A 13,460-nucleotide genomic window follows, 5' to 3' on the forward strand; every position below is an offset into this window, starting at 1 on the left:
TCGCTCCTGTTCTTCGTCAGATAGCCCGCTATCTTCCTCATCACAGAAGCGAAAATGCCTCAAAAACTCATCCCAAATCATCGCACGATAAATTCAAAACAGCTTCTGATACTTTGTCATTTAATTTTGTTTGCTTCTCCGTTCGGCGAGTTCTGCCTGCATTTTTTCGTTATATTGTTTGGTGATAGGATAGAAACACAAGGCAATTACTCCAACAAAGAACGTGGCTGCAGGAATCAGGCTGGACGAGAGAATGATTCCGTGGATAGCCGATTCGCTTTGTACAGCTCCGACTCCCGATACATAGCCAAAGCCAGAAAGCAGGAAGCCAAGGATGGCACCTCCTACACCCAGGCCGGCTTTTAAGGCAAATACCACTCCGGCGAAAGTGAACCCCGTGGCACGGCGGTAATGGATGTATTCCGAATGGTCGGCTACATCGGCAATCATTGCCCAAAGCAGAGGTACGGTGGGGGCGTATGCCAGACTCTTCAAGAAATTCAGGAAGAACATCAATTCAATGTTCTCTTTCGCCGGGAAGTAGAACATTGCCGTGAAGATGGCGGTCAGTGTCAGACATACAATGAATGTATTTTTCTTTCCGAAGCGGTTGGCAAGGAAGTTGGAAAGAATGATTACACCGAAAAATTGTACCAATGCTCCCAGCATGTTGAATACACCGAAACCTACTTCGTAGGCTTTGTCAGGGGAGCTCACTATCAGCCCGAATGCATTTAATATATGATAACCTATTGAATCCTGTGCTTCGGCAGATACCAGTCCCATGCGGTCGAGGAAGTTATAGAGGGCTCCCGCATCGACGTAATGCTCGAAATAGTAGTTCATAGCGCTTCCCCACATGGCTAGGGTGATGAAGACAAATAGAGTCAACACGAACATTGCGCGCCAAGGTATGCTTCCGAAAATATCCTTGATATCTTCGCGTAAATTGGTCTTTTGATTGGCCGGTGGGGTAATGCGTTCTTTTGCCGAGAAGGCAGCTATGGCAAGGAAGATGAATCCCACTACAGCAAATAAGGAAATCGTGCATAGCCATCCATGTCCTTTATCGCCGTCTTCCGAGAATTTGCCGACCAGGGGCAATGTTAGTCCTTGAACCACAAACTGTCCGATAGTTGAGAATATGAAACGTACGGAAGTGATGCTGGTACGTTCTTTGATGTCGCCCGACATGACGCCGCCCAGTGAAGAGTAGGGGGTGTTATTGAATGAATACATCGTCATCAATAACGTATAGGAGATGGTTGCATACAATGCCACCAGCCCTTTGTCTTCAATGCCGGGATTGTAGAATGCCAGAATATAGAATACCATAAAAGGTATGGCTGTCCACAATACCCAGGGGCGGTATTTTCCCCAACGTGTCTGCGTACGGTCGGAAAGAATGCCTACGGTAGGGTCTACAAAAGCGTCTACAATGCGTGCTACCAACATAACAGTTCCGGCAATGGCTCCTTCCAGTCCGAATACGTCGGTATAAAACTTTGTTTGATAAATCATCATCATCTGGAACACAAGGTTCGCAGAGCAGTCTCCCAATCCGTAACCGATTTTTTCGGCCATGGAGACTTTTTGATTCTGTAGTGCGTTCATGGTATGTATTTAATTCTTTAATTGGTTCTTGGTTTTATTTATGTTTTTTGGCAATTCCCTTTTATTTTGTGAGGTAGGTTTAAAAACTTTGGGTAACGGCTTCTACCAGTCGTTTGCCTCCTGTTTTCTTGTCCAACGGATGGATGTCATTCCACTCGCCTGTGTCTTTATTGGGAATCAGGGTGGCGTGCGGGTCTTCTTCTGCGGCTTTCGCCTGTTGTGCCTGCAAAGCTGCCCATCCTTTTCTGCCCGGATTGTCGGGAGCCATGAAATCGGCAAGTTCCATGATGTAGAAAGGCATTTCAGGCATTCCGAAGGTTTTCCGCCAGTCTTTCATCAACGATTTCAGCAGGCTGGCATATTCTTTCCATTTACCTGTGTTTGATTCGCCCTGATACCATACAGTGCCTTTGAACACATAATTTCTCAGAGGGGCAATCATGCCATTATAGAGTCCGATGGGCATATTCTGAAAAGCTGTAGACGAAGGAGCCTGAGGCATTTCTGTTCCTATGCGGTGTTTCCATTGTTGCGAGAGGTTAGTCTCTTCTGTCCCGCAAATCAGCTTATATGGTTTGTCTTTTACGAAAGAAGGGAGTCCTCCGTTGCTCACCAGGCGTATGGTTATTTGGTTTTTGCCTGTTTTCAGAAGTCCTTTCGGGATGTTGTAAATACGTGGAGGATATTGGTAGGCAACGCTTCCTACGAATTTTCCATTGACATATACCGAGTCTGCATCCACAATGCATCCCAGGCGCAACGTAGCTTCTTTTCCGTTCCACGAGGCAGGCAGGTCAATCTGCTGACGGAACCAGTGTACACCGTTTATCGGGCGCCATCCGTTGGTAGCCCATTGAGGTGAAAACATGTCAACGGTTTGCCATGCCGAATCATCGTAATTTTCGGCATACCACGGAGTTTGTGCATGAGTGCCTTTATCGGTTTTGTAAAGTTCGATTTGCCAGGCACGTCCACGGGCTTGTTCTATCTGTTGGATGTTGTTTATCAGTTCTTTCGATTCATATACTGCTTTTTGGTGTGTGTAGACAGGGAAGTCTTGCAAACCTTCTTCGCTGATCCAGGCTTCGATGGGAGTTCCTCCCCAGCTTGAGTTGATGATACCTACGGGTACCTTTGTTTTTTCGTAAAGTTGCTTGGCAAAGAAATAGCACAAAGCCGAATATCCCATGACATGCGTTTTGTCCAACGGTTGCCACTCGGCTTTTTTGATGTCTTTTTGCGGCTCATTGAAATCGTAGCAATATGGAACCTTCAGATAATGGATGTTTGTGTTTTCGTAAGCATTTATTTCATCGGCAAACATGTCCATTACACGTGCTACAGTCAGCTCCATATTCGATTGTCCCGAACAGAGGAATACATCACCTATTAATATATTATGTAAGGTAATGTCGTTTATCTGCATGTCATACGGGCCTCCCGCCTTCATGGCAGGAAGCATGATCTTCCAGTTTCCATCCGGACCGGCAGTGGTTTGATACTCTTTTCCTGCAAACTTGAGGGTAACACTTTCGCCTGCATCAGCGGTTCCCCATATAGGTACTGCTTTTCCACGTTGCAATACCATGCCGTCGTTTATTAAGTAAGGCAAAGAGATCTTTGCTTCGCCAATCGCGGCGAAGCAAAGACAAAGTAATAAAACTAACCCTAACTTAATATTCAACCTATTTGTTTTCATCATAATTAATACTTGATTGGTTTTGGTCCTATGCAAATATATGGAAAGTTTAGCTATTTCGTATTCACAAATGCTTCAAAAACTTTTCTCTATGATACATCCGACTCTTTGTTTGTTACATATTTTATCACGTATGTTACATTTTATGATATAAAACATAAAACGTCCATTTTGGACACTTGTCGAGAGATGTATTTTGGGCTTTGTTTTGGAGGCTTTGTTCGGAAAGCAAATCAGTATGAACACTAGCGTGACAAGGGAACAAATCGCATCTTGTTTTGTGAATATTTTTAAAAAAAGTGGTTTTTGTTTAAACGTTTTCTTACTTTTGTCAACACATAAGCATTAGTAGAAACCAAAATTAGCATGAAAGGCACATGAACAAATGGATTAAATGGGGGATTATCGTGGCGATAATAGCCGGATTGACCGGATTGGGCATTTATTCGTTTACACCGAGAGAGAATACCGAACTCAATGAGGCGGACAGGAAAATGCCTGCCGAGAAAAAGCAAATCTTGAACGTGAACGCGCAGGTGGTGCGCCCCCACGTACTGACCGATAAATTATTTGTAAGCGGCAAGCTTATACCCGATGAGGAAGTGGACCTCTCGTTCGAAACATCAGGAAAAATCGTTGACATCAATTTTCAGGAAGGGACAATGGTGAGCCAGGGGCAATTGCTTGCCAAGGTAAACGACAGCCAGCTTCAGGCACAGCTGCAAAGACTGGAAGCGCAGATGCCGCTTGCCGAAGACCGCGTGTTCCGCCAGAACGCCTTGCTCCAGCGCGATGCTGTAAGTAAGGAGGCTTACGAACAGGTGAAAACCGAGCTTGCCACCCTTCATGCCGATATCGAAAACGTACGTGCCACGATTGACATGACCGAGCTTCGTGCTCCTTTTGATGGAGTGATAGGCTTGCGGCAGGTCAGTATGGGTGCCTACGCTTCGCCTACAACTGTCATTGCCAAACTTACCAAGATAAAACCGATTAAGGTGGAATTTGCCGTCCCCGAACGTTATGCACGTAAGATACGGAAAGGTACGAAGCTATCATTTAAGGTAGAGGGGCATCTGGATGCCTTCGAAGCGGAAGTATATGCCCTGGAGTCGAGCATTGACCCCGAGACGCATGCCCTGACCGTACGTGCGATTTACCCGAATACCCGTGCCGAATTGCTTCCCGGACGCTATGCCGATGTCGAATTGCGCCAAGGTGAGATACAGGATGCCATCGCCATCCCTTCCGAAGCCATCGTGCCCGAAATGGGGCAGAACAAGGTCTTCGTATACCGCTCAGGAATCGCCATGCCTGTCGATGTGGAGATAGGCATCCGAACCGAATCCGAAGTGCAGATACTCCGTGGGTTAGCGGCAGGAGATACCATCCTGACTTCCGGAACCTTGCAGCTCCGCACGGGAATGCCTGTAAAATTGGATAATATCAACTAAAACCGTGCCTGCCTTATGAATATTTCCGAACTCAGTATCCGCAGGCCGGTGCTTGCCACCGTGCTTACCATCATTATCTTGCTTTTCGGATTGATAGGCTATACGACCTTGGGTGTACGCGAATACCCCTCGGTGGACAATCCCATCATATCCGTAACGTGCAGTTATTCGGGAGCCAATGCCGATGTCATCGAGAACCAGATAACCGAGCCTTTGGAACAGAACATCAACGGTATCCCCGGCATCCGTTCGCTTTCCAGTGTGAGCCAGACGGGGCAGAGCCGCATCACCGTAGAGTTTGAACTTTCTGTTGACTTGGAGACTGCTGCCAATGACGTGCGCGACAAAGTTTCGCGTGCCCAGCGCTATCTGCCTCGTGACTGTGACCCGCCTACGGTATCGAAAGCCGATGCCGATGCCAGCCCCATCCTGATGGTGGCTATCCAGAGCAATAACCGTTCACTTTTAGAATTGAGTGAGATAGCCGACCTGACCGTAAAAGAGCAGCTTCAGACCATATCCGATGTGAGCAGCGTGTCGATATGGGGCGAGAAACGCTATTCGATGCGCTTGTGGCTCGACCCCGTAAAGATGGCAGGCTATGGTGTGACTCCAGTTGACGTGAAGAATGCGATGGACAACGAGAACGTAGAACTTCCCTCGGGAAGCATCGAAGGAAATACCGTAGAACTGACCTTGCGCACCATGGGACAAATGCATACCGCCGACGAGTTCAACAATGTCGTAATTAAGGAGGTAGGCGGACAAGTCATCCGACTGAGCGATATCGGGTATGCCGAACTGGGTGCTGCCGACATAAAGAGTTACATGAAGATGAACGGTGTGCCGATGGTGGGCGTGGTGGTCATCCCTCAGCCCGGAGCCAATCATATCGAGATAGCCGATGCCGTGTACGAACGTATGAAGCAGATGGAAAAAGACCTTCCCGATGATGTGTCTTACACGTATGGATTCGACAATACCCGCTTTATCCGTGCCTCCATTGCCGAAGTGGAGAGTACCGTTTACGAGGCTTTCTTCTTGGTTATCGTCATCATCTTCCTGTTCTTGCGCGACTGGCGCGTCACGCTGATACCGATTATCGTGATTCCGGTCTCGCTCATCGGTGCCTTCTTTATCATGTACGTGGCGGGTTTCTCCATCAATGTATTGACCATGCTGGCGGTGGTGCTTTCGGTAGGACTGGTGGTAGACGATGCCATCGTAATGACCGAAAACATCTACATCCGTATCGAACGGGGTATGGAGCCTTTTGAGGCAGGCATCGAGGGGGCAAAAGAAATCTTCTTTGCCGTAGTGTCTACCACCATCACGCTGGTAGCGGTGTTCCTCCCCATTGTGTTCATGGAAGGCACCAGCGGCAGGCTGTTCCGCGAGTTCAGCTTTGTGGTGGCTGGTTCGGTGCTCATCTCTGCCTTTGCCGCCCTCACCTTTACGCCGATGCTTGCCACCAAACTCTTGAAGAAACGCGAAAGACAAAGCTGGTTCTACCGCAAGACCGAACCATTCTTCGAAGGCATGAACTACTGGTATGCCCGTGGGTTGAGCGCATTCTTGAAGCGCAGGTATTGGGCTATTATTTTCACTGCAGTCACATTGGTGCTTATCGGTGTGCTTTGGACGCATATCCCGGCAGAAATGGCACCTCTGGAAGACCGTTCGAAAATCACAATCAACACCCGTGGCGCCGAGGGGGCGAGCTACGAATATATCCGAGACTATACTGAAGACATCAACCTGCTGGTGGATTCCCTCATACCCGATGCCGAGGCGGTCACAGCCCGGGTATCGAGCGGAAGCGGAAACATCCAGATTACGTTGAAGGATATCAACGAACGCGACTACAGCCAAATGGAGATGGCGGAGCAGCTTTCGCAAGCCATCAAGACCAAGACCAAAGCACGCGCCTTTGTCCAGCAGCAGTCTTCTTTCGGCGGACGGCGGAGCAGCATGCCCGTGCAATACGTGCTTCAGGCAGTTAGCATCGACAAGCTGGAAAAAGTATTGCCCGCTTTCTTAAATAAGGTGTACGATAACCCGACTTTCCAGATGGCGGATGTTGACCTGAAGTTCAGCAGCCCCGAAATGCAGGTCAACATCAACCGCGACAAGGCAGGAACGATGGGGGTAAGCGTGCGCGATATTGCCGAAACCCTCCAGTACGGATTGAGCGGCCAGCGCATGGGGTATTTCTACATGAACGGCAAGCAATACGAGATATTGGGGCAAATCAACCGCCAGCAGCGCAACCAGCCAGCCAATATCCGCTCCATCTATATCCGGAGCGATAAAGGCGAAATGATTCAGCTGGACAATCTTGTGGAATTTGTCGAGTCAATCACCCCGCCCAAACTTTATCACTACAACCGATTTATTTCCGCTACGGTATCGGTGGGTCTTGCCGAAGGAAAGACCATCGGCCAGGGATTGGACGAAATGGACAAGATAGCCGCCGAAACCTTGGATGAAACCTTCCGTACGGCACTTTCGGGCGACTCGAAAGACTATCGGGAAAGCTCGTCAAGCCTGATGTTTGCCTTTATTCTGGCGTTGGCGTTGATTTACCTCATCCTCGCGGCGCAGTTCGAAAGCTTTAAAGACCCGCTCATCATCATGCTCACCGTGCCCCTTGCCATTGCCGGCGCATTGATATTCATGTATTTCGGGGATATCACCATGAACATCTTCAGCCAGATTGGCATCATCATGCTCATCGGACTGGTGGCGAAGAACGGCATTCTGATTGTGGAGTTTGCCAACCAGAAGCAAGAGGCAGGCGAGGAAAAGATGCAAGCCATCCGCGATGCTGCCCTCCAGCGCCTGCGCCCCATCCTGATGACCAGTGCGGCTACGGTATTGGGACTTATTCCTTTGGCGTTTGCCACGGGCGAAGGTGCCAACCAGCGCATTGCTATGGGAACGGCAGTAGTGGGGGGTATGCTGGTATCGACATTCCTCACCATGTTCATCGTGCCCGCCATTTATTCGTACATATCCACTAACCGAAACAAAACCAAGAACGTATGAAGCAGATTCTTATCTTGATAATAGCCGTTTTTGCCGCTCTTCCCCTTCAGGCACAATATGAATATACCTTGAAGCAATGCCTGGAAGAAGGATTGCTGAACAACTATTCGCTCCGCATCTCGCGCAACGAAGAGCAAATCAGCAAGAACAACGCCACGTTGGGCAATGCGGGTTATCTGCCTACGGTAGATTTTACCGCAGGATATACCGGTGACTTGAACAGTTCCGATTCGAAATTGCGTGTCGACGGGAGTACGGTAGCCGAACGCAATGTGCTCGACCATACCCTCGATGCAGGCATCGACTTGAACTGGACTATCTTCGACGGCTTTAATATCTCTACCACTTACAAGCAATTGCAGGAACTGGAACGTCAGGGAGCTACCAATACCCGGATTGCGATTGAGGATTTCATCGCTACGCTCACCGCCGAGTATTATAACTACATCCAGCAGGAAATCCGCCTGAAGAACTTCCGCTATGCCGTTTCGCTCTCGAAGGAACGTTTGCGCATTGTAGAAGAGCGGTACCACATCGGTAATTTCTCGCGTCTCGATTTCCAACAGGCAACGGTAGACTTCAATGCCGACAGTGCCCAGTACATGAAGCAGCAGGAACTGGTGCACACCTCGCGCATCAACCTGAACGAACTGATGGCGAATAAAGATGTCGACCGTCCCATCCGGGTGCGTGATTCGGTCATCGACCTGAACCGCATCCTTGATTTCGACGAGCTTTGGAATGCCACGTTAAGCACCAATGCCAATCTCTTGCATGCCGACCAAAATACCGTCTTGGCTCAATTGGACTACAAGAAAGTCCTCTCGCGCAACTATCCCTACCTGCGCCTGAATGCGGGATATGGCTATACCTTTAATAAATACGATGTGAACGCCACGCGCCAGCGCAACAATTGGGGATTCAGCGGAGGCATCACCATCGGTTTCAATATCTTCGACGGAAACCGCCGGCGCGAAAAGCGCAATGCCAGCCTTGCCATCCGCAACGCCCAGCTGGAACGCGAGCAGGTAGAGCAAGCCTTGCGTGCCGACTTGAGCAACCTGTGGCAGGCATACCGTAACAACCTCCGCCTGCTGCATCTGGAACGCCAGAACCTGATAGCCGCCAAAGAGAACCACGAGATAGCCAAAGAGCGTTATCTCTTGGGAAATCTGTCCGGTATCGAAATGCGTGAGGCACAACAAAGCCTGCTCGATGCCGAAGAACGCATCCTCTCTGCCGAGTATGACACCAAAATGTGTGAAATCTCTCTCCTCCAGCTGAGCGGAAAAATCACGGTGTATCTGAAATGAAATGAACAAATAATCCCAAAAAATAAAAATCAAGACAGATGACATTCTTTTAAATTATTTTCCGTAAATTGCGCCGTTATTCGAAAATCATTAATTCCATGAATATAAAGAAACTATTCTGTCTGTGGATGTTATGCAATGTCTGTTTATTCGGAGCGGCTGCCGATGCACTGCCTTCCCTGTTCCAGTTCAGACACTACAACATAGAAAACGGAATGTCATCGAATACTGTTTACGATATTTTACAGGATGCCGAAGGATACATCTGGATAGGTACAGACAACGGACTGAATCGTTTCGATGGAATCGAGTTTACGTTTTATCAGAAAGAAAGCTCTTCTTCACCAGAATTTCTTACTAATACCATTTCTTGTCTTTGCGAGAGGGGAGACAGTCTGTGGTTGGGCACCGATTGTGGCGTATACATTTTCGAGCGGAAGCCGGAGCGAATCATTCCTTTCCGTCCGGTGGCGGCAGATAGCCTTAGCCCCATCCAGAGTTGGGTTACTAAAATCGTCTGCGACCCACAAGGTAACGTCTGGATAGCTACCCGTTCGCAAGGGGTTTTCCGGTATGCCAACGGAAAACAACTGGCTCATTACCCCATGCGGGAGGATGACGGAAACATTTTCTACCTGTTGTGCGACAAAAAGGGAGAACTATGGGCATCTACTTGGGCAAGGCTGTACAGGTTCGATAAGCAGAAGAATCAATTTACCGCCTTTCCGTTGCAAGACAATCCCGACTCGTTCTATTCAATGGCTATGTGGGAAGATGCAGTAGGAAACCTCTGGGCAGGTACGTGGACAGAGGGTATATGGAAAATCAATCCACAGACGGGAGCGGTGGAACGTTATATGGAACCGCATGGCGACAAAGGCATTTCGCACATCCATGCCATCGGCGAATACTCGTCCAATGTATTATTGGCAGGATCGGATAACGGTCTGGCACTGATTGATCGGATTACCGGGTGCAGTGCGGTGTATGCTTATTATGGCGAAGAAACCAAAGCGCTTTCCGACCGGTTTATCTATCCTATCCTGAAAGACCGGGAGGGAGGTATCTGGATAGGCACCTTCTATAACGGCATCAATTACTTGCCGCCTTACAGCGGACAGTTCGAAGGGTATTCGGACGCAAATGGGAATGGTCTGTTCACAGGCACCATCATCAGTCGCTTTTGCGAAGACGAGGACGGCAAGATATGGGTAGCCTCGGACGATGGAGGATTAAGTCGCTTCGACCCCATCCGCCGCAGGTTTGAAGACTTTCCCGGCAGAGCGGCGTTTGCCAACGACAACGTACACGCGCTATGCATAGACGGCGATAACCTGTGGGTAGGCACGTACGGGAAAAACATCCGCATCCTGAACCGGAAAACCGGAGCGATAAAAGATTACCGCGACCGGGAACCGGAAGGAACCAGCATCTACACCATATTCAAGGACAGAAGGGGACAGATATGGACCGGCTCCATGTCCTCGGTGTGCCGCTACGACCGCCCGACGGACAGCCTGACGCGCATCGAACAGGTAAATGCCATCGTCATCGACATGAAAGAAGACGCGAAAGGCTACCTGTGGATTGCCACACAGGGTGACGGGCTGTACCGCTACCAGCCGGAACAAAAAGAATGGAAGGTTTACGGCAAGGCGGAAGGCATTGCCAGCCAGATTGTCAATCAGTTGTACATCGACCGGAAAGACAGGCTATGGGCAGCCACGGGCGAAGGGCTTTGCCTGTATCAGGAGAAAGAAGACCGGTTCGGCAGACAAGTTTTGCGCATTCCGAACGAATGCATCAACGCTATAGCGGAAAGTGACGAGCATTTGTGGCTCACGACGGCGAAAGGACTGGTAAAATATCATCCGGAAGACGGACGGACACAAGTGTTTACCCGCAGTGATGGGCTGCAGAACGAAGCTTTCCTGCCCGCTTCAGTGCAAATGTCGAAAAGCGGTGAAATTTATATCGGGAGCATCAATGGATTCAACCGTTTTCATCCGCACCGCCTGAAATCGAACATACAAGCCCCTGCCGTAGTGCTGACCGGACTGGAAATATTCAACAAACCCATCGCTACCGAAAACGGAGGCATACTACCCGCTGCTATCGGCGAATTAGAAGAACTGCATCTGCCGTATACCGATAATGTCATCACCCTGAAATATGCAGCATTGAGTTATTGCACTCCAGAGAAAAACCAGTATGCCTACATGTTGGAAGGCTTTGATAAAGACTGGAACTACGTCGGGTCACAGCACAATGCCACGTACACCAACCTTCCTGCCGGGACTTATACGTTTCGGGTGAAAGCTTCGAATAATGACAAGGTGTGGAACGAAGAAGGCACCGCTTTGCGTATTGTCATCCATCCTCCTTTTTACTTGTCGGTTCCGTTTAAGGTAGCATACTTCATCCTGTTCGTGTTCGTACTGGCAGCATCGACACGCTACATCATACGCCGCAGTGAAAAAAAGCATGCGCAGGCAATTGATGAACTGAATGTGCGGAAGGAAAAAGAAATGCACGAAGCCAAGATTTCATTTTTCACCATGATTGCACACGAAATCCGTACGCCTGTGTCGCTCATCATCGGGCCGTTGGAAAAGGTGATGCAGTCTACGCAAAATCTGCCGTCGGAAGTGCGCAACGACTTGAATATCATCGATCGTAATAGCCAGCGTTTACTCTATCTGGTAAATCAGTTGCTGGATTTCCGCAAAGTGGAACAAAACGAAATGAAAATGCGTTTTGCGCCGCAGAACATCAAAGAACTGATGCAAGCCGTGTGTGAGCGCTTCCAGCCTTCGCTGGAACAACGGGGCATTACGCTGACAGAGGTCTATCCGCCCGAAGACTTCCGTGCCGATGTAGACCGCGAGGCGGTCACCAAAGTGCTGAGCAACCTGATGACAAACGCCAATAAGTACACCCGCGACCAGGTGAAGATGGAATTTGCTGCGCAAGAGCATACGTTTACCTTGACCGTAACCGACAACGGGAAAGGTATGAGCCCCAAAGAACTGCAACTTATCTTCCGTCCTTTCTATCAGGCGCACGACAACAAGCCGGGTACAGGCATCGGATTAAGCATCGTAAAGGGCATTGTAGAAGCTCACCACGGACGCATCGATGTACTGTCGGAAGAAAACAAAGGTTCGTCTTTCCGTGTTACACTGCCGGTGCGGCAAGAGAAAACCGACTCCATAGAAACTGCCGGAGAAGTCCCGGAAGTGCCCGAAGGCATTCTGCAGGTGCAGCCTGCCGGTTTGGCGAATAAGAAGCTGCCTGTCGTTTTGATAGCGGAAGACAACGAAGACATGTCAAGTTTTTTGGCAGACAGCTTCGGCACCGCCTATGTAGTGATTACCGCAGCCGATGGCGCAGAAGCATTACAACGACTGAAAGAACAAGAAGTTTCGCTTATCATCAGCGACTGGATGATGCCCAACGTGGATGGTATCGAATTGTGCCGCCGGGTGCGTGAAGACCGGCTGACCAGTCACATTCCTTTTATCCTGCTGACGGCAAAAACCGATAACGCTTCGAAGATTGCAGGCATGAATTGCGGCGCGGACGCGTATATCGAGAAACCGTTTTCCATGCAATACCTGGAAGCCTGCGTGAAAAACCTGATGGACTTGCGCAGCCAATTACAACAGAAATTCTCGCAGATGCCGGTAGTGCCCATCAGCACGATAGCGGGCAACCAGGCAGACGAAGAGTTTCTGACCAGGATGAACCAACTGATAGAAAACAATTTCGACAACCCCGATTTGTCGGTCGATTTTCTTGCCGAAAAGTTAGGCATCAGCCGTTCGGGCTTGTTCGCGAAAATAAAAGCGCTGGCAAACGTTACACCCAATGAGATGATTCAATTGGTACGACTGAAAAAGGCGGCATTGCTGTTGCAAGAAAACAAATACCACATCAGCGAAGTGAGTTACATGGTAGGTTTCAGCAATCCATCGTATTTCAGTAAGTGCTTTCAGAAACAGTTCGGCATGACGCCCGGCAAGTTCATTGCATCGGGAAAAACCGCAACGAATTGATGGGCGGTTTTTTATGAATGTCCGTATTTTACCAATAAGGAGTTAGAAGGAGTTATTTGAGGGAGTTAAAAGGAGTTAGAAGCCAATACTATTGTCCTTTAACTCCTGCCGAAGGCATAACTCCTTCTAATTTCTTTTATCTGCTGGCATTTTGCGGATATTCATTTTAGAAGCTGTTTTGAATTTATCGTGCGATGATTTGGGATGAGTTTTTGAGGCATTTTTGCTTCTGTGATGAGGAAGATAGCGGGCTATCTGACGAAGAACAGGAGCG

Annotated in this window: 6 protein-coding genes; 4 read left to right on the forward strand and 2 right to left on the reverse strand. The window is 48.9% G+C overall.

Features of this window, described 5'->3' with window-relative positions; genetic code table 11:
* Positions 1–120 precede the first annotated feature (120 nt).
* Both B5F71_RS16430 and B5F71_RS16435 read right to left on the reverse strand, forming a co-directional pair.
* On the reverse strand, positions 121–1,614 hold the full coding sequence (locus B5F71_RS16430; RefSeq protein WP_087212428.1) for an MFS transporter: 1,494 nt from the start codon (positions 1,612–1,614) through the stop codon (positions 121–123).
* A gap of 79 nt (positions 1,615–1,693) precedes the next feature.
* A complete protein-coding gene (locus B5F71_RS16435) occupies positions 1,694–3,313 on the reverse strand; it encodes a sialate O-acetylesterase (protein WP_087212436.1) in 1,620 nt (539 codons plus the stop codon).
* A gap of 377 nt (positions 3,314–3,690) precedes the next feature.
* Here B5F71_RS16435 and B5F71_RS16440 point away from each other — a divergent pair, with 377 nt between their 5' ends.
* From B5F71_RS16440 to B5F71_RS16455, 4 genes are all read left to right on the forward strand, one after another.
* Positions 3,691–4,767: an efflux RND transporter periplasmic adaptor subunit gene (locus B5F71_RS16440; RefSeq protein ID WP_022040797.1), complete on the forward strand. Its 1,077-nt coding sequence runs from the start codon at positions 3,691–3,693 to the stop codon at positions 4,765–4,767.
* A gap of 15 nt (positions 4,768–4,782) precedes the next feature.
* The gene (locus tag B5F71_RS16445) at positions 4,783–7,815 is read left to right on the forward strand and encodes an efflux RND transporter permease subunit (RefSeq protein ID WP_087212431.1); all 3,033 of its coding nucleotides are present in this window, start codon (positions 4,783–4,785) and stop codon (positions 7,813–7,815) included.
* Complete coding sequence (locus B5F71_RS16450) at positions 7,812–9,128, forward strand: TolC family protein (protein ID WP_087212434.1); 1,317 nt, start codon at positions 7,812–7,814, stop codon at positions 9,126–9,128. The genes B5F71_RS16445 and B5F71_RS16450 overlap by 4 nt, the downstream gene beginning before the upstream one ends.
* Positions 9,129–9,226: 98 nt before the next feature.
* Complete coding sequence (locus tag B5F71_RS16455) at positions 9,227–13,186, forward strand: hybrid sensor histidine kinase/response regulator transcription factor (RefSeq protein WP_087212439.1); 3,960 nt, start codon at positions 9,227–9,229, stop codon at positions 13,184–13,186.
* The last annotated feature ends 274 nt before the right edge of the window (positions 13,187–13,460 follow it).

Source organism: Bacteroides sp. An269 (genome assembly GCF_002159755.1).
GTDB classification, from domain to species: domain Bacteria; phylum Bacteroidota; class Bacteroidia; order Bacteroidales; family Bacteroidaceae; genus Phocaeicola; species Phocaeicola intestinalis.

Excerpts from the sequence above, each read along its gene's own strand:
- B5F71_RS16430 (WP_087212428.1), bottom strand. The coding sequence starts at position 1,614 with ATGAACGCACTACAGAATCAAAAAGTCTCCATGGCCGAAAAAATCGGT.
- B5F71_RS16435 (WP_087212436.1), bottom strand. The coding sequence starts at position 3,313 with ATGAAAACAAATAGGTTGAATATTAAGTTAGGGTTAGTTTTATTACTT.
- B5F71_RS16440 (WP_022040797.1), top strand. The coding sequence starts at position 3,691 with ATGAACAAATGGATTAAATGGGGGATTATCGTGGCGATAATAGCCGGA.
- B5F71_RS16445 (WP_087212431.1), top strand. The coding sequence starts at position 4,783 with ATGAATATTTCCGAACTCAGTATCCGCAGGCCGGTGCTTGCCACCGTG.
- B5F71_RS16450 (WP_087212434.1), top strand. The coding sequence starts at position 7,812 with ATGAAGCAGATTCTTATCTTGATAATAGCCGTTTTTGCCGCTCTTCCC.
- B5F71_RS16455 (WP_087212439.1), top strand. The coding sequence starts at position 9,227 with ATGAATATAAAGAAACTATTCTGTCTGTGGATGTTATGCAATGTCTGT.